This window comes from Shewanella mytili (genome assembly GCF_046765975.1).
GTDB classification, from domain to species: Bacteria; Pseudomonadota; Gammaproteobacteria; order Enterobacterales; family Shewanellaceae; genus Shewanella; species Shewanella mytili.
In genome coordinates this window covers 26,460-43,249 of sequence record NZ_JBKOUD010000008.1, presented here as the reverse complement: position 1 = coordinate 43,249, position 16,790 = coordinate 26,460, and the positions used below count along the sequence as shown (strand labels likewise).

Genomic DNA, 16,790 nt, shown 5'->3' with positions numbered 1-16,790 from the left:
AGAGGTGCCATGTATCTGCAGCATTTTGGTATGCGCAGCTTACCGTTTTCGCTGACGCCCAATACCGAATTCTTTTTCGGCTTGCCACCGCATGTGGAAGCATTGCAGGTGTTGCAAGTGGCTTTGCAAACCGGTGAAGGCTTTATTAAGGTCACTGGCGAAGTGGGCACTGGCAAAACCTTATTGTGCCGGAAATTGCTGAATGAATTGTCAGCGGAATTTGTGTGTGCCTGGTTGCCGGACCCTTATCTGACGCCGGCGGAGTTGCGGGCGGCGGTGGCCCAGGAGCTTGGGGTATCGCTGGAGAGTGTGCGGGATCAGCAGCACTTGAGTGGATTAATCCAGCAACGTTTGCTGGAACTCTGTGCCCAGCATAAAAAGATAGTGTTGTTATTGGACGAGGCCCAAGCGCTGCCGGATGACACGCTGGAAGCGTTGCGTTTATTCACCAATCTGGAAACCGAGCAGCGCAAGTTGGTGCAGGTGGTGCTGTTTGGCCAGCCGGAGCTGGATCAGCGCCTGTCGCAAAGCAATTTTCGCCAGTTGCGACAACGCATTACCTTCAGTTATCAGCTGCGGCCATTACATGACACCGAGGTGGGCGCTTACATACGGCATCGTTTGGCAGTTTGCGGATATCAGGGTGCTCCCATCTTTAATGATGCGGCGGTGAAGTTGTTAGCCAAGGCTTCCAGGGGGATCCCCAGGCTGATTAACGTGTTGGCCCATAAAGCGTTATTGCTGAGTTACGGTGCGGGCATGGCCAGTGTCACTCTGTCCCAGTTGCGGGCAGCCGTGGCCGATACCGAAGATGCCACTCCCGTTGCCACCCATCGATGGTTGTGGACAGGCTCGTTATTGCTGGTGCTGTTGGTTGCAGCCGGTGTATTAAAAGGAGTGGCATGGTGAGTGTGGTCAATCAGATGCTAAAAGATCTGGATAAACGCCAGCAACCCCACACGTTGGCCGGGGTGCCCCAGGGCGTTACAGATGTCAGTCACAAGACTTCCTTGAAACCGCTGATGACCGGATTGTTACTGGGGGTTGTATTGGTGGCCGGGGCGTTTGTTGCCTGGTCGATGCTAGCCCCTGATGGGGGGGATGCAGACCCGGTGCATACTGACCAACCATTACCTGCCACAGCGTCGCTGGATGAGCCGTCAGCAGCGCCGTTCCCATCCCCATCCTCAATGGCATCCCAAGCTCCTCGTCAGGAGCAGGATAGTCCCCAGACATCCAAACAGCATGGCAATTCGGCCGAGGCATCGTTAAAGCCAAAGGCGGTTGATACGGCCATAGCTGCTGTCAGCAAGCCCAGCGTTACCCAAATGCAGCCGCTGGCCACCGCAGATGTCACCGATACCAGCAATGCGGCCACAGATATCACCAAACCGACCACCGATAAAAGTGCCACTCCCCATACCGATGCCCCATCTTTGGTGGCGGCTAGCGTCAAGCCCGATGCGATGACAGGACCTGCCGCTGCAAACCGTCAGGACACGTCATCCACCGTTAAGCCCAATGGCAGCAAGATGACCGTCGTCCCGGTTGTCTCTTTGGCCTCTGCCAAAACGTCTCGGACAACGGGCAATCAGCTGCAAATCACCGAGGTGACACTTACGCCAGCGCAACTGGCACAAAAACAATACCAGGCGGGAATGACTTCCCAGCAACGCGGCGACATGGACAAAGCCCAAAGTGCTTTTAAACGGGCACTGGAAATCGCGCCTGCCACGCATGACGCCCGCACACAACTGGCGGCGCTGTATTACGGCGCCGGACAACTGCAGGAGGCGGCAACCCTGCTGCAACAAGGGGTGAACCGTTATCCCTCACATACCCAATATTGGCTGTTGTTAGGCCGGGTACAACTGGCCCAAGGCCAGTCACAACAGGCCATCAACAGTTTGCAGCAGATTGGCGATGGATCCCCTTTGGCAGTGGATAAATGGTTGACCTTGGCCAAACTGGGACAGCAGCAACAGGATTGGCCGTTGGTGCAGCAGAGTTATCGCAAGTTGCTGGATAAGGGGGCTGCCGATGGCCGCTGGTGGCTGGGGCTGGCTCATGCCCAGGATGCGGCGGGGGACTATTCCGCCGCCATGGCAAGCTATCGCCAGGCGTTACAAAGCGACAATCTTTCGCTTGATGCCCGCGCTTATATTGAAAATCGCATGCTGCAAATAGGAGACCATCAGTGAAGCCAAAGCTGAAAATGCGCCTCGGTGATCTGCTGGTTCAAGAGCAGATTATCACCGAAGACCAGTTGTTAAATGCACTGGCAGAACAGAAAAAAACCGGTCGCAAACTGGGGCGTACGCTGATTGACATGGCCTTTATCACCGAGGATCAGCTGCTGCAGTTTCTATCCCAGCAGCTGAATATTCCGCTGGTGGACATCAGCCGTCAGGCCATTCCCGCTGAAGTGGTGAATTTGCTTACCGAATCCCAGGCACGGCGTTTTCGGGCGTTGGTGATTAGCGCCAGTAGCGACAGCGTGCAGCTGGCCATGAGCGATCCGGCCGATCTGCAGGCCCTGGATGAACTGGAAATCCTGCTGACACCACGACGGCTGGAGCTGGTGGTGGTGAAAGAGCAGCAACTGTTTGACGCCTTTGAGAATTTATATCGGCGTACCGGTCATATCGCCCAAATTGCCGGGCAGCTGGAAGAGGAATACGCTGCCGAAGAACAGTTTGATTTGGCCAGCCTGACCCAGGATGACAGTGATAACGAAACCACAGTTGTTAAGTTGTTACAGTCGATTTTTGAAGATGCCGTGCAGGTGCGGGCATCGGATATCCATATTGAGCCCGGCGACAAGTCGTTGCGTATCCGGCAACGGGTGGACGGGCTGTTGCAGGAAACCGTACTGAAAGAGGTGAATATCGCCTCGGCGCTGGTGTTGCGCTTAAAGCTGATGGCGGGATTGGACATTTCGGAAAAACGCCTGCCCCAGGACGGCCGTTTTCACATGAATGTCAAAGGCCACCAGATTGATGTGCGCATGTCCACCATGCCCATTTCGTTTGGTGAATCAGTGGTGATGCGACTGCTGGATCAATCGGCCGGGTTACTGACACTGAATGAAACCGGCATGCCCGCTGCCATGCTGGCTCGGGTACGGCGGCAAATCCAGCGGCCTCATGGCATGCTGCTGGTCACCGGCCCCACCGGCAGCGGCAAGACCACCACGCTTTATGGCATCCTCAGCGAGCTGAACAAGGCCGAGAGCAAAATCATCACAGTTGAGGACCCGGTGGAGTACCAGTTGCCACGCATCAACCAGGTACAGGTGAACCACAAGATTGGGCTGGATTTTTCCACCGTGCTGCGCACCGCTTTGCGCCAAGACCCGGATATCATCATGGTGGGGGAAATGCGTGACCAGGAAACCGTGGAAATCGGTCTTAGAGGGGCCTTGACCGGCCATTTGGTGTTATCAACCTTGCATACCAACGACGCCATTACCAGCGCCTTGCGTTTGCTGGATATGGGGGCCGCGGGTTATCTGGTGGCCAGTGCCCTGCGGGTGATTATCGCCCAGCGGCTGGTGCGGCGAGTGTGCACTAACTGCGCCGTGCCTTACCAGCCTACCCCACAGGAGCAGGCCTGGCTTCAAAGCGTGAGCCCGCAGGATTTTCCCGGCGCCACCTTGCGTGTGGGAACGGGCTGTCAGCGTTGTAACGGCAGTGGTTATCGGGGGCGGATTGGTATCTTTGAGTTGCTGGAGCTGGATGACACCATGATTGAGGCCATGCGTACCGCTAATCCCCAGGGATTTGCCGATGCAGCCAAAGCCAGCCCGTTATTTACGCCACTGCTGACCTCGGCGCTCACTTATCTGCATCAGGGCTTAACCACCATAGAAGAGGTGGCCAAACTGGTGGAGGATGTATCCATGCCAGAGGCATTACCGCTAACGGATGAGGAGCGCTGATGGCACTGTATGAATACCGGGGGCGTAATGGTAACGGCGAGGCCGTGACCGGAAAACTGGATGCGGCATCGGAAAGCGCCGCTGCTGACCTGTTGTTGTCACGGGCCGTTATTCCGTTGGAGCTGCGGGAGGTTAAAGTGCGGCAACAACTGGACTTGGCCAGTTTGTTGCGCAGTCGGGTGCGACTGGATGAGTTGCAAATATTCACTCGCCAGATGTATTCCCTTACCCGAAGTGGCATTCCCATTTTGCGCGCCATTGTGGGCTTGTCAGAAACCACGCACTCACAGCGGATGCGCGAAGCGCTGCAGGATGTGTCTGAACAGCTCACGGCCGGGCGCACCTTGTCGTCGGCCATGAATCATCACCCTGACGTGTTTGATGCTCTGTTCGTTTCCATGGTGCACGTAGGGGAAAACACCGGCAAGCTGGAAGAAGCCTTTATGCAGCTGTCGTTGTATATCGAGCGGGAGCAGGAAACCCGCCGGCGGATTAAAGCGGCCATGCGCTATCCCACGTTTGTGTTGCTGGCGGTGGCATTGGCGGTGGTTATTCTCAATATCATGGTGATCCCCAAATTTGCAGAAATGTTTTCCCGTTTTAATGCGGAATTACCATTGCCCACCCAAATTCTTATCGGCACCTCCAATCTTTTCGTGCACTACTGGCCAGCGATGCTACTGGGATTATTGCTGCTGATTTTCGGCATCCGTTACTGGCATCGTACCGAAAAAGGCGAAAAACAATGGGATCAATGGAAACTGCGCATCCCGGCAGTGGGCTCCATCATCGAACGCTCCACCCTGGCCCGTTATTGCCGCAGTTTTGCCATGATGCTGAGTGCCGGCGTTCCCATGACCCAGGCCCTGAGTCTGGTTGCCGATGCGGTGGATAACAGTTACATGCACGACAAGATTGTGGATATGCGCCAGGGGATTGAAGCGGGTGAGTCCATGCTGCGGGTGTCCAATGCCAGTCATCTGTTTACGCCGCTGGTATTACAGATGGTGGCGGTGGGGGAGGAAACCGGCCAGATAGATCAATTGCTGAATGACGCCGCGGATTTTTATGAAAGCGAAGTGGACTTTGACTTGAAAAACCTGACCGCCAAACTGGAGCCCATGCTGATAGGCTTTGTGGCGGCCATCGTGCTGGTGCTGGCATTGGGGATTTATCTGCCGATGTGGGACATGCTCAGTGTGGTCAAAGGGGGTGGCTAATGACCCCACAGCGGCGGGCAGATACCGCATTGATGTCGGTTTACCAGCAGTTGGTGGCCCTGGTGTTGTTGCTGTTGTTACTCGGCATTATCGGCGCGCGCTATTTTAACGGGTTGCAGCAGGTAACGGACAATACGCTACAGGTGGAGCACAACCGTTTGTTGAATGTCTTGGCCATGGTGCGCTCACAGTGGCTCAGTCAGGGTTCCCCTGCATCACTCAGTGCTGACTGGCAGTTGTCTCAGGCTCGGAGCGAGCAGGATGTACTCAAAATGGCGCAGGGCGGCTGGCCATTACCGGCCTCGTATGGCGCTACGGGTTGCCAGCAACTTTGGCAGCAATTATTGGGGGTTCCACTGCAATCACTGGGGATAAGTGTGCGTTATCAGGCGGATACATCCACATGTGAATACCATAACCGCACTGGACAATATATTAGTTATCAACTAAGTAGTGGTAGGGTCATGTTTTTGACGGAGAACGTGCAACATTGATGCAATTAATCGGGGAGTTGCTAGAATCCATTTTTTATGAGAGGAGTCTTGGATGAAGCGTAGCGTACAGGGGTTTTCATTAATAGAGCTGGTGATCGTTATCGTGATTCTGGGATTGTTGGCAGCCACTGCCATCCCACGGTTTCTGAACGTCACTGATGATGCAGAAAATGCCAGCCTTGAAGGTGTTACCGGCGGTTTGGCCACAGCAGTTGCTTTTGTGCGCTCCCAATGGGAAGTGGACGGCCGGCGTAACAGCAGTGTGGTATTGGACGGCACCGGTGTGGCACTGGATACCCGTTTTGGATATCCCACCGGGTTAACCAATACCTCGGCAACTGATATGACCACTGCCAGCTGTCAGGAAGTGTTTAATCATGTACTGCAAAGCGCGCCAAAAAACGTGCAGGTAAATGAAGATGCGCGGGATCAGCGCTATGCGGTGCAGGCAATCAGCGGTGCAGGCAACAGCGTCACGGCCATTAACGGCACCGTGGTGAATAACCTGGACTTGTGTGTCTATTATCAAGTGTCATCACTGGCACTTAACCAAACCAGCGGTGTGCCAACGCCAACACCGGATGCGTCCACCATTGGTGCCAAAGGCATTACCTACAACCCGGGTACCGGTCAGGTATTAAGTTTTACTCACTAATTTTAATTACAAATACTTAAAGGGCTGTTTTATGAGAAAGCAACAAGGTTTTACTTTGATTGAGCTGGTGGTGGTCATCATCATCCTGGGGATCCTGGCGGTGGTCGCTGCACCTAAATTCATCAATTTGCAATCCGATGCCAGAAGTTCCACGTTACAAGGCATGAAAGCCGCGCTGCAAGGGGCCAATAGTTTGGTGTATTCCAAGGCGATGATTGCGGGGTTGGGTAAAAATGCTGGTGAAAGTGTGGTTATTGGTAAAAATAACACTGCCGATATTAGTGTTACGACGGATTTTGGTTACCTTGATAGCGCTGTAGATTCCGCGACGGTTAAGAGCAATCTGGAAAAAGCCATGGATAATACTTTTGAAGCCATTGATGGTCCAGATAAGGTAGCCTCTGAAGATTTCGGGGTGATTTATGTTAGTGATGCTTCATTTATCATTGTGCCTAAAGGAAAGAAAGGCAGCGATGCTTGCCGGGTGAATTATACTCCAGCGACATCTACCACAGTAAAACCTAAATACGAAATAACAGCTTCAGGTTGCTAATCGGAGGAGTTAATCCATGAAAAAACAACAAGGTTTTACCCTTATCGAACTGGTGGTGGTCATCATCATCCTGGGGATTTTGGCAGTAGTTGCAGCACCTAAGTTCTTGAACCTTCAAGGTGATGCCAGAGTGGCGGCATTAAACGGAATGAAGGCGGCGTTGCAGGGAGCCAACACACTGATACACTCCAAAACATTGATTGCCGGCCATGAAAAGCAGGCTGAAACTTTTTGGACTACCGCTAATCCAGCCGGTATTGATATAGGTACCGGCACATTGGCTAAACCAAGGTATGGTTATTTGCAGGCCACTGAAGCAGAGCTGGAAAATGCGATGGACACGAAGTTTGATGCCGGTGATGCGGGTAAACCCACCACTGACAAGGGCGCCGATTGGGTGATTAAAGCGGGTACCAATACCGTAGAAATCTGGCAAAAAGGTGCGCCAGCTGCCTGTAAACTCACGTATACCCAAGCCGCTGATGCTAACACACCGCCAGACTATAGTGCGTTACCGGCAGCGAGTGATTGTTAATATTTGATTGTGCCTGTATTGAACAGGCCTTTTGTTGGATATTGAAACAGCTGGCTCATTGCCATACTTGGCCCAAAGCATAGCGTCAGGATGCAATATGGTGAACAACAGGGGATATGTGACACATGGCTTCACGTTAGTAGAGTTAGTGGTCACTATCCTGCTGCTGGCAATTTTGTCAGTGGTGGCATTACCCAGACTCATGGGCGCTGGCTCGTACAGCGCCTATGCTCTGCGGCAAGAGTTCATCAGTGAGCTGCGCCGGGTGCAGTTGCTGGCTATCACCAACCCGGATCGCTGTTATCGGATAAACATTGATAATGGCGGTTATCAGCTCAGCCATCTGCAGCAAGATTGCAGTACGCTGATTGCCAATGAAACCCAGCACGCCTTTCCCCGTAATACCCGTATCCAGTTGCTGGCCAATTCCCGTGATACTTTTTCCGTGCAGTTTGACAGTGACGGCCGCAGTGTTTTCCTTCCTGCGGGGCTTGGCTGCAATGGCAATTGCCTGCAGGTAATGGCGGACGATACCCTGGGCATTGCCATTGAAGCTGAGGGGTATATTCATGAAGGGGGATAAGCGCATCGCAGGGTTTACCCTGATGGAAATGGTCATCGGCATGTTGGTGCTCAGTATCGCCATGGTACTGCTTACCAGTGTGCTGTTTCCCCAAAGTGACCATGCTGCAGCCACCTTGCAGCGGGTGCGGGCCAGTGAACTGGCAAGTGCGGTACTCAATGAAATCTGGGGCAAACCCTATGATGAGCGTAGCGGTTTTGGCGGCATTCCTGCCTGTGACAGTGCCGGGGGAACACCCTGTACCAAGGTGGTTGACTTTGGCACTGAAGGCGAAGGTCGCAATGATTATGATGATGTGGACGATTACCAAGGGCTGACGCAAGATGCGTTAATGCTCAACAGCAGCCAGTCTTATGGGGCGGCTTATCCTGATTACCAAATGACGGTTACCGTCAGCAGCGATGATGTGCGTGTGCATAAACTCATTACCGTGGTGGTCACCACGCCTGCCGGTGAAGCCATCCGGTTTGATGCCGTAAGGAGTAATTACTGATGCGCCGGCATGCGGGGTTTACGCTGGTAGAACTGGTGACTGTTATCCTGATTTTGGGGATACTGGCCGTGGGCGTCAGTGGTTTTTTGATTTTTGGCACCCGGATTTTCATGGACGCCAGTGCCACCGACCGTTTGATTGGCAGTAGCCGCTTTGTTGTTGAGCGTTTGAGCCGTGAGTTACAGGGCAGCATTCCCGGGAGCGTACGACTCAGTCACAACAACCAGTTGCAGTGTGTGGAATTTTTACCCCAGCAGGCGTCCGGCAGTTATCTCACCTTGCCGGTGACGGCACAGACCCGCGACGATAACATGCAGGTTTTTACGCCAAAAACCGTATTGCAGGCTGGCATGCAGTTGCTGGTATATCCGCTGTCAGCGGCTGATGTTTATGATGCATCCCGTAGTAAACGCTTTAATGTCAAAAGTGTTTCCAGCAGCGGTGCGGTAACCGATATTGTCTTTGATACCCCGGTGATTTTTGCAGAAGCATCACCTTCAAAACGCTGGTATGCGGCGGCGCAACCCGTCAGTTACTGTTTTTTTGCCACCGGTCAGATCCGTCGTTATGGCGCTTATGGTTATCAGCTGTCACAGCCGTTGCCACCGGCCAGTACCGGGGTCTTGATGGCGGAAGATCTCGGTAATGACTTTAGCAGCCAACTGCCGTTAGCCCTGACGCCCGCCAGCCTGACCAACAATGCCATCGTGCAGTTGCGCCCCAGATTCAATCTTCTGGGTGAGTCGTTTACCTATCAGCACCAGGTGCAGGTGTTCAATGTTCCGTAATCAGCATTCTTCTGTGATGGCCCGTCAGCGGGGTAGCGCGTTGGTGATTGCCATCTTTGTGATTGTCATCATGTCATTACTGGCCTCGGTATTGCTACGGCTTAGCAGTAATGCGGATGAAGGCGTGAATCAGGAGGTCTGGAGCCTTCGAGCGTTTAATGCCGCCAATAGCGGTGCGGATGCGGCGCTGGCACGGTTGTTCCCGCTGGACGGCACGACGGCTGGATGCTCGGCTGTGGGGAATGAGTGGACTCCACCGGATGTAGCAGGTTTTTCCAGCTGCCGGGTGTCATTGCAGTGCAACAGCTTGAGTGTGGGCGATGATACTGTATATACGGTGCGCAGTGCGGCCATTTGTGAAACCGGCAATTGTGATGCAGGTACCGTGAGCTGCTTACGTGTCAGCCGAACCGTGGAGGTGGAAGCCCGTGATTAAAAATGGTTTCTGGATGATGCTGTTGTGCTGTGCCATGCAGGTTCAGGCATTTGACGTGATTGATTACGATCAGCTGTTTCCCGCGGTGGTGCAGGGACATCACGGTAATAACAACAGCAGTTGTAATGCGCAGGATACCTCCTCTTTGACGGTATATAACAGTGCGCGCATCAATGGCACCCAAGGGGCGGCCCTTGACTATTGCACGATAAATGCCTGGTCACCGACCGATGTATGTGATGATGGCAATGGCGGTCGGATGCGATGTCAGATTGCAGGACAGACCATTGACGGTTTGAATCTGAACACAAACGAGAACCGCTTTAAAACCAGCAGCAGTTGGGACTCTGTATCCAGTTGTACCGCTCTGACCCAAAATAGTGCCACACAGGATGTGTTTGGCGTTATCTCCATATACAGCGGCTGTGCTGCCAGCTTTTCCAATGCTCATAGCGAGTATTTTGTCAAAAGCATGGCGTTGGGCAATAACGCCACGGTAACCATGGCACCTGGTGATTACTGGATTGAAACCTTAGCGTTGAACCAAGGGGCCAGGCTAGTCTTTGAGGGTGATAGTCGTCTTTTTGTGATGAATGAAGCGCAACTTACCGGAGCAACCATGGATGTGGCTTCCGGCGGGCGGCTCACGGTAGTGGCTTATGGCAGCCTTAGTTTAAACAGTGGCAGTGTGATCAACGGCTGGGTGTATGCCGATGATAGGGTAAACCTCAATAACCAGGGGCAGATTAATGGTCGGGTTACCAGCCGTCACTTAACCATGAATACCAGTACCCAGATTAACGACACCTCCTATGGGCCAGCCCAACCCACGCTTGGCTGTTTTACCGATGATTTCAGCAGTAGCGCCATTTCCGATAATTGGGCTATCAAAGTGTTGGGGGCTTCAAGGGCTCCAAGCATTGTGGGTAACCGTCTGCGTTTAACGTCGGCAATCAATAATCAAGCCATTGCCAGCACTTATCAGCGATTGTTCCCCGCGGATAGTAACCTGGTCACGGTGGAGTTTGATTTTTATGCTTGGTCTCCCCAACGCGGGGTTGGCGGGGATGGTATGGCTGTGATCCTATCCGACGCGTCGGTAACGCCACAACCGGGAAATCCCGGGGGGTCTTTGGGTTATGGACAATATCGGGCGGATATCCCGGGGTTTGCTGGCGGCTGGTTAGGCATAGGTCTGGATGAATACGGGAATTTTTCCAATCCGGTAGGCATTCAATCGGGTGGCCCGGGGCGGAGAATACAATCAGTGGCCATTCGCGGGTCGGATGCGGGAGGATACCGTTACCTGCTTGGCACTGCCGCGAACTTAAGACCGAATATTGATGTGCGCGGCACTTCACGTGCAGGGCCAGGGCATCGTTACCGTATTACGGTGGATTCTCGCACGGCAGGCCAGAGCATGGTAACGGTAGAGCGGGATACCAATGATGGTAACGGCTACCAGCAGTTGATAGCCCCTTTTAATGCCCTCAGTTACACCGGGCAGTCACCGATGCCTGCCAATTTTTATCTGTCGTTAACCGCCTCTACCGGCGGCGCAAACAATAACCATGAAATTGACAATTTCAAAGTGTGTGCCCTGACCTCCACCCCGGTAGGGGAGCAGGTGCATCATTTTGAATTTGACTACAGCAGTGCCCCCTTTACCTGCCGGGCAGAGCCCGTCACCCTGCGAGCATGCAAAAATGCCAGTTGCAGTGAATTGTTCACGGGGAGCGTGACAGCCAACCTGAGCCCTGCCACCGTGCCACAGGGACGCTGGTTGCCGGGCAGCAGCGTCACTTTCAGTGGCGGCAGTACCCAATTGCAGTTGCAAAAACACGACTTGCTACCCGTTACCTTGGGGGTGTCCTCGTCACTGCCTGCCACCCGCCCTGGCAGTGATACCCTGTGCCGTCGTGGCAGTGGCGCCCCAAGCATTGCGGCCTGCACCCTGAGTTTTGCCGATAGCGGTTTTTTCTTTGATGTACCAGACAAACTGGCCAACAAGCCGCACTCGCAATTACTCATTCGCGCCATGAAGTCCGATGGCAGCGCCCAATGCGTGCCGGCCTTTGCCAATACCAATAAAACGCTCTCATTCTGGGGGGAGCACCTCTCCACCGTGACCGGTAATCCCTTGATGGCATTAAAAGCCTCAACCTCAGCCACGTGGCGTGACATCGGTACCACTGAAAATACCGCCACTCCATTGCCGCTGGCATTCGATGCCCAAGGGCGGGCACAGGTGGATGTTAATTACCCGGATGCCGGCAAGGTGGAGCTTAATGCCAAATACACCGGCAGCACGGCCGGAAATGATAGTGGTCTGGTCATGCGTGGCGCTGATGCCTTTGTCAGTTTTCCGCTGGGATTTTGTGTACAGACAACGGACTACTGTAATACGGCAGATGCCAACTGCGCGGCATTTCGCCGTGCGGGAGATACCTTTCCGTTAACCATCACCGCCCGTGCCTGGCAGAGCGGCAACAGCAATCTGTGCGCCAATCCGCTGACCCCCTCCTACCAGCAGGCAAACATGACCCTGACACATCATCTGCGGGCGCCTGCCGGTGGTGTGTCTGGCAGCTTGGGGGTCAGCAGCTATGCGCACCAGTTGCAGCAAAACAGCAGTAACAATGTCATTCAGCAGAGCGTATCCGAGGTGGGGGTATTTGATTTCGGTGTGCAGGCCCCCTTGCCGTATCTTGGCAGTTCGGCCTATCCATCGTTAGTGGGCAGCAGTGCCAATCTTGGGCCTTCAGGGCGCAGCGAACAAGCCATCGGGCGTTTTGTCCCCGCCTATGTGCGCTTGGACAGCAGCCAGTTGACCCCTGCCTGTGGCGGTTTCAGTTATATGGATCAGCCATTCAATCTTGCATACTCGCTAAGCGCACTCAACCTTAACCGCCAACTGACGCGCAATTATCAGGGAGCCTTTGCCAAGGCTGTTACCGGCTATCAGGCCGCTGATGGCGGCAACGGCGTGCCATTAGATTTGCGGGTGGTGGGCAATGGGCCTGCAGGCGCTGACTGGCATGGCGGACAGGCACTGTTTAGTGGCAGCGCCAGTTTTCAGCGCCCGGCGGCACCGGCCGTGGACGGGCCGTTTCCTCAATGGATGCTGGGGCTGAGCCTGTCAGACCCTGACAATATGACCACCTTGCTTAATCCTGACATGCGCAGCAACGGGCAGAATTGCCAGCTGGCAAATAACTGCAACGCTTTGAGCCTTGGCACCCAAATCATGCGTCAAGGGCGGGTATGGCTGGACAACACTTATGGCCCTGACAACCGGGTGTTGACCATGCAGGGGCAGACGCAATACTGGAATGGCAGCAACTGGCAAGTTAATAACGAGGATTTTTGCACTGTGGTCACGCCAGCGCTGGCACAGCAAACCGATGATTTGGCGCTGGGTTATCAGTTTGAGCCGGCGCTGGGTAGCGGCCAGCGGATTGACCGCAATGGCGGCGCCATCAGCAGTGGCGAATTCCCGTTATTGTGGCAAGCGGTGGGCGGTTATCGTGGCAAGGTCACCGCACCTTTGAGTGTTCCTGCGTGGCTGCAATGGTATTGGCAGTGGAACGGCATGAACACCGAGCTGCAAAATCCCAGAGCCAGTGCCTACTTTGGCCGCTATCGCGGACAAGACCGGATAATCAACTGGCGTGAGGTACGCTGACAGGGAACGTGGTAAACTGCAGGGCAATGAGGAAAATCAGCCTTTGCGCCCGCGCTGTGATTAGGCGTTTACCGTACCATTTACCGTATATGGCACGGCCTTTTTGGACAGCGGGCAGCCAAACCCAAAAAAAATCGATTATTCGCAAATGTTGCTCTAGCAAGGCTTGTGGTATGGGGGTGGCATTGATAAAGTTAGCTGAATTTTCATTTCTTCTCTTCTGATTCCACAGAATACAGGCAAGTTACATGTTCAAAAAGCTGCGTGGCGTTTTTTCTAATGATCTGTCAATTGATCTGGGTACAGCCAACACACTGATTTATGTCCGTAATGAAGGCATAGTGCTGAATGAACCCTCTGTGGTCGCTATCCGCGCAGAGCGTAACAGTTCCGGACAGAAATCCGTTGCTGCAGTGGGGATGGAAGCTAAACAGATGCTGGGCAGAACCCCTGGCAACATTCAGGCCATTCGCCCCATGAAAGACGGCGTGATTGCCGACTTCTACGTGACCGAAAAAATGCTGCAGCACTTTATCAAACAGGTGCATAACAACAGTTTTTTCCGTCCAAGTCCTCGGGTGTTGGTGTGTGTGCCCGTAGGTGCCACCCAGGTGGAACGCCGGGCCATTAAAGAATCGGCCATGGGCGCCGGTGCCCGGGAAGTGTACCTGATTGAAGAGCCCATGGCGGCAGCCATCGGTGCCGGCTTGCCGGTGTCTGAGGCAACCGGCTCCATGGTCATCGATATCGGTGGCGGTACCACGGAAGTGGCCATCATCTCCCTGAACGGCGTGGTTTACTCCTCTTCCGTGCGCATTGGCGGGGATAAATTCGATGAAGCCATCATTAACTATGTCCGGCGCAACTACGGCAGCCTGATTGGCGAGGCCACCGCCGAGCGCATCAAGCATACCATCGGCACGGCTTATCCCGGCGATGAAGTGCTGGAGATTGAAGTCCGTGGCCGCAATCTGGCCGAAGGGGTGCCCAGAAGCTTTACCCTTAACAGCAATGAAATCCTCGAAGCGCTGCAAGAGCCGCTGTCTGGCATTGTCAGTGCGGTGATGGTGGCCCTTGAGCAGTCACCACCAGAACTGGCATCTGATATCTCTGAGCGCGGCATGGTGCTTACCGGTGGCGGTGCATTATTGCGCGACCTTGACCGGTTGCTGATGCAGGAAACCGGCATTCCGGTGATGCTGGCAGAAGATCCTCTCACTTGCGTGGCCCGCGGTGGCGGTAAGGCACTGGAGATGATTGATATGCACGGCGGTGATTTATTCTCGGAAGAAACCTGATGAACAGGTGCACAAGGCGGTGATATCACCGCCTTGATTTTGTTATGAAACCAATCTTTGTTCGCGGCGTTTCCAATCAGTTCCGTTTAACACTGGCAGTCATCCTGTCGGTGTTGTTGATGCTGGCTAACCACAGGTTAGAGCCGGTACGTCAGTCGTTGGCTTCGGTGCTCAGTCCCATTCAGTATTTTGCCAACATTCCCGGTCATTTGCTGGACTGGGGGGCCGAAACCTTTGCCACCCGCGACATGCTGAGCAAGCAAAACCAGGAACTGCTGCGACAGCAACTGTTGATGAGTGAGCGCCTGCAGCGTTACGAGCACTTGCGTCAGGAAAACCAGCGGTTACGGGCATTGCTGGGCTCTCCGGTACACATGGATTCCCGCAAGATGGTGACCGAAGTGATGGAAGTGGCCTCTGATCCGTTCCATCAGTATGTGGTGATTAACCACGGCTTGCGTGACGGGGTGTTTGTGGGGCAGCCGGTGGTGGATGCCCAGGGCATCGTGGGTCAGGTGGTGCAGGTGAATGAGCTCAGTGCCCGGGTGCTGCTATTGTCCGATCCTGAGCAAGGCGTGCCAGTGCGCATTACCCGCAATGATGTGCGCCTGATTGCCAATGGCACCGGCGAAGTGGATGAAATCGAAGTGCGCTATGTGCCCAAAAGCACCGATATCAAGGTGGGCGATCTGCTGGTGACCTCCGGGCTTGGCAACCGTTTTCCAGAAGGCTATCCGGTGGCGAGAGTGATCTCCATTACCAATGACGACGGCCAAAGTTACCTGAAAGTCATGGCACAGCCCATGGCGGCACTGGACAGAATTCGCTATCTGCTGCTGATTTGGCCGGAGTCGGTGCAAACCACGGAAGATGACAGCCCGGCAGCGCAGACTACCAAGGGAGATACACCGTAATGCTGGCCAATACCCGCGGCACGCTGGTGGTGTGGTTTTCCATGCTGTTGGGGTTGCTGTTTCAACTGATGCCGGTGCCTGAGCTGGTAGAGGCCTTTCGCCCTGACTGGCTGCTGCTGGTGGTGATTTACTGGTCTATGGCCTTGCCCCACCGTTATAACATTCTCACCGCTTGGCTATTGGGCACCGTGCTGGATGTGCTCCTGGGCAGTTACCTGGGGATCCGTTCGCTCACCTTCTCGTTGGTGATTTACATCGTGGTGCTCAACTATCAGAAATTGCGCAACTTTTCAGTATGGCAACAGGCGCTTATCATCGCCTTTTTGCTGGCACTGTATCATCTGGTGCTGTACTGGATGCAGTTTATTATTTTTCATAGCGAGTTCCATCTGGAACAACTGCTGCCGGTGGTATCCGGCATGGTCATTTGGCCCTGGATTTACTGGTTACTACGCCGCTTACGCCGCAGCTACAAGGTGAGATAATGAAACAACTGTTACTGGCTTCCGCGTCGCCCCGCCGCCGCGAATTATTGTCACAGTTGGGGCTTGGCACTCCCGGATTTTCCTTTGACATCCTGGCAACGGATATTGATGAAAGCCGTCATCAGGGGGAAGCCGCTGCCACCTATGTGAACCGGCTTGCCCGGGAAAAAGCCGGTGCCGGCTGGCGCAACTGGCAGCAGGCGGAAACCATCGCATTGGGTGCCGATACCATTGTGGTGGTGGATGATGCGGTACTGGGCAAACCAGCTGATGCCGACCAGGCCATTGCCATGCTGACCCGGCTAAGCAATCGCAGCCATCGGGTGATGACCGCCGTGGCGGTGACTGACGGCTATCAGTGCGAGTCTGTGCTGGTGTCCACCGAGGTATGCTTTACCCGCATGAGCGCGGCGCAAATCCGGGCATATGTGGCCAGTGGGGAACCAATGGATAAAGCTGGTGCCTATGGTATACAGGGGTTGGGCGGCAGTTTCATCTCTCATATCCATGGCAGCTATTCAGCCGTTGTCGGGTTGCCGCTGGTGGAAACCCGGCAGCTGCTGCAAAAAATGCGTCTGCTGTAACCACCGCCTCAGCATAAAATCACAATTTCTGGCAGATTTCCCCGCCTCGTGTGGATAAAATCTGGCTATCGGCATTCAATAAAGGGTCTAACGTGAAACACAGTGGCACAAGCAATCGTAGGGCGCC

17 protein-coding genes are annotated in these 16,790 nt (G+C 54.2%); all 17 read left to right on the top strand.

All coding sequences use genetic code 11. The annotated features are described in order from the left end of the window. The first annotated feature begins 9 nt into the window (after positions 1–9). Complete coding sequence (locus ACIDEJ_RS09320; RefSeq protein ID WP_411987797.1) at positions 10–909, top strand: ExeA family protein; 900 nt, start codon at positions 10–12, stop codon at positions 907–909. Next, positions 906–2,201, top strand: coding sequence for a tetratricopeptide repeat protein (locus tag ACIDEJ_RS09315; RefSeq protein WP_411987796.1), 1,296 nt, complete (start codon positions 906–908; stop codon positions 2,199–2,201). Before ACIDEJ_RS09320 ends, ACIDEJ_RS09315 begins: the two co-directional genes overlap by 4 nt. After that, positions 2,198–3,940 (top strand): GspE/PulE family protein, encoded by a 1,743-nt coding sequence (locus ACIDEJ_RS09310; RefSeq protein ID WP_411987795.1) that lies wholly within the window; start codon positions 2,198–2,200, stop codon positions 3,938–3,940. The genes ACIDEJ_RS09315 and ACIDEJ_RS09310 overlap by 4 nt, the downstream gene beginning before the upstream one ends. Beyond that, a complete protein-coding gene (locus tag ACIDEJ_RS09305) occupies positions 3,940–5,160 on the top strand; it encodes a type II secretion system F family protein (protein ID WP_411987794.1) in 1,221 nt (406 codons plus the stop codon). Before ACIDEJ_RS09310 ends, ACIDEJ_RS09305 begins: the two co-directional genes overlap by 1 nt. Then, complete coding sequence (locus tag ACIDEJ_RS09300) at positions 5,160–5,654, top strand: MSHA biogenesis protein MshF (RefSeq protein ID WP_411987793.1); 495 nt, start codon at positions 5,160–5,162, stop codon at positions 5,652–5,654. Before ACIDEJ_RS09305 ends, ACIDEJ_RS09300 begins: the two co-directional genes overlap by 1 nt. Positions 5,655–5,706: 52 nt before the next feature. Then, positions 5,707–6,309 (top strand): pilus assembly FimT family protein, encoded by a 603-nt coding sequence (locus tag ACIDEJ_RS09295; RefSeq protein ID WP_411987792.1) that lies wholly within the window; start codon positions 5,707–5,709, stop codon positions 6,307–6,309. 31 nt (positions 6,310–6,340) lie between these two features. Further along, positions 6,341–6,862 (top strand): type II secretion system protein, encoded by a 522-nt coding sequence (locus tag ACIDEJ_RS09290; RefSeq protein WP_411987791.1) that lies wholly within the window; start codon positions 6,341–6,343, stop codon positions 6,860–6,862. Between the two features lie 16 nt (positions 6,863–6,878). Further along, positions 6,879–7,397, top strand: a complete 519-nt coding sequence (locus ACIDEJ_RS09285) for a pilus assembly FimT family protein (RefSeq protein WP_411987790.1) — start codon at positions 6,879–6,881, stop codon at positions 7,395–7,397. Positions 7,398–7,494: 97 nt separating this feature from the next. Then, entirely contained in the window at positions 7,495–7,980 is a 486-nt protein-coding gene (locus ACIDEJ_RS09280; protein WP_411987789.1) for a type IV pilin protein, read from the top strand. Continuing rightward, the gene (locus ACIDEJ_RS09275; RefSeq protein ID WP_411987788.1) at positions 7,967–8,473 is read left to right on the top strand and encodes a prepilin-type N-terminal cleavage/methylation domain-containing protein; all 507 of its coding nucleotides are present in this window, start codon (positions 7,967–7,969) and stop codon (positions 8,471–8,473) included. Before ACIDEJ_RS09280 ends, ACIDEJ_RS09275 begins: the two co-directional genes overlap by 14 nt. Next, on the top strand, positions 8,473–9,261 hold the full coding sequence (locus tag ACIDEJ_RS09270) for a PilW family protein (RefSeq protein WP_411987787.1): 789 nt from the start codon (positions 8,473–8,475) through the stop codon (positions 9,259–9,261). Before ACIDEJ_RS09275 ends, ACIDEJ_RS09270 begins: the two co-directional genes overlap by 1 nt. After that, complete coding sequence (locus ACIDEJ_RS09265; RefSeq protein WP_411987786.1) at positions 9,251–9,697, top strand: MSHA biogenesis protein MshP; 447 nt, start codon at positions 9,251–9,253, stop codon at positions 9,695–9,697. Before ACIDEJ_RS09270 ends, ACIDEJ_RS09265 begins: the two co-directional genes overlap by 11 nt. Next, entirely contained in the window at positions 9,690–13,382 is a 3,693-nt protein-coding gene (locus ACIDEJ_RS09260; protein WP_411987785.1) for a DUF6701 domain-containing protein, read from the top strand. The genes ACIDEJ_RS09265 and ACIDEJ_RS09260 overlap by 8 nt, the downstream gene beginning before the upstream one ends. Positions 13,383–13,630: 248 nt before the next feature. Further along, on the top strand, positions 13,631–14,680 hold the full coding sequence (locus ACIDEJ_RS09255; protein WP_411987784.1) for a rod shape-determining protein: 1,050 nt from the start codon (positions 13,631–13,633) through the stop codon (positions 14,678–14,680). A gap of 44 nt (positions 14,681–14,724) precedes the next feature. Further along, positions 14,725–15,594, top strand: a complete 870-nt coding sequence (mreC, locus tag ACIDEJ_RS09250) for a rod shape-determining protein MreC (protein ID WP_411987783.1) — start codon at positions 14,725–14,727, stop codon at positions 15,592–15,594. Then, on the top strand, positions 15,594–16,079 hold the full coding sequence (gene mreD / locus ACIDEJ_RS09245; protein ID WP_411987782.1) for a rod shape-determining protein MreD: 486 nt from the start codon (positions 15,594–15,596) through the stop codon (positions 16,077–16,079). The genes mreC and mreD overlap by 1 nt, the downstream gene beginning before the upstream one ends. After that, positions 16,079–16,663 carry a Maf family protein gene (locus ACIDEJ_RS09240; protein ID WP_411987781.1) on the top strand — a complete coding sequence of 195 codons (585 nt, stop codon included), beginning with the start codon at positions 16,079–16,081 and terminating at the stop codon, positions 16,661–16,663. Before mreD ends, ACIDEJ_RS09240 begins: the two co-directional genes overlap by 1 nt. Positions 16,664–16,790 lie beyond the last annotated feature (127 nt).

Bases quoted from the DNA above. Each gene is read 5' to 3' on its own strand.
- ACIDEJ_RS09320 (WP_411987797.1), top strand. From the start codon at position 10: ATGTATCTGCAGCATTTTGGTATGCGCAGCTTACCGTTTTCGCTGACG.
- ACIDEJ_RS09305 (WP_411987794.1), top strand. From the start codon at position 3,940: ATGGCACTGTATGAATACCGGGGGCGTAATGGTAACGGCGAGGCCGTG.
- ACIDEJ_RS09300 (WP_411987793.1), top strand. From the start codon at position 5,160: ATGACCCCACAGCGGCGGGCAGATACCGCATTGATGTCGGTTTACCAG.
- ACIDEJ_RS09295 (WP_411987792.1), top strand. From the start codon at position 5,707: ATGAAGCGTAGCGTACAGGGGTTTTCATTAATAGAGCTGGTGATCGTT.
- ACIDEJ_RS09290 (WP_411987791.1), top strand. From the start codon at position 6,341: ATGAGAAAGCAACAAGGTTTTACTTTGATTGAGCTGGTGGTGGTCATC.
- ACIDEJ_RS09285 (WP_411987790.1), top strand. From the start codon at position 6,879: ATGAAAAAACAACAAGGTTTTACCCTTATCGAACTGGTGGTGGTCATC.
- ACIDEJ_RS09280 (WP_411987789.1), top strand. From the start codon at position 7,495: ATGGTGAACAACAGGGGATATGTGACACATGGCTTCACGTTAGTAGAG.
- ACIDEJ_RS09275 (WP_411987788.1), top strand. From the start codon at position 7,967: ATGAAGGGGGATAAGCGCATCGCAGGGTTTACCCTGATGGAAATGGTC.
- ACIDEJ_RS09270 (WP_411987787.1), top strand. From the start codon at position 8,473: ATGCGCCGGCATGCGGGGTTTACGCTGGTAGAACTGGTGACTGTTATC.
- ACIDEJ_RS09265 (WP_411987786.1), top strand. From the start codon at position 9,251: ATGTTCCGTAATCAGCATTCTTCTGTGATGGCCCGTCAGCGGGGTAGC.
- ACIDEJ_RS09255 (WP_411987784.1), top strand. From the start codon at position 13,631: ATGTTCAAAAAGCTGCGTGGCGTTTTTTCTAATGATCTGTCAATTGAT.
- mreC (WP_411987783.1), top strand. From the start codon at position 14,725: ATGAAACCAATCTTTGTTCGCGGCGTTTCCAATCAGTTCCGTTTAACA.
- mreD (WP_411987782.1), top strand. From the start codon at position 15,594: ATGCTGGCCAATACCCGCGGCACGCTGGTGGTGTGGTTTTCCATGCTG.
- ACIDEJ_RS09240 (WP_411987781.1), top strand. From the start codon at position 16,079: ATGAAACAACTGTTACTGGCTTCCGCGTCGCCCCGCCGCCGCGAATTA.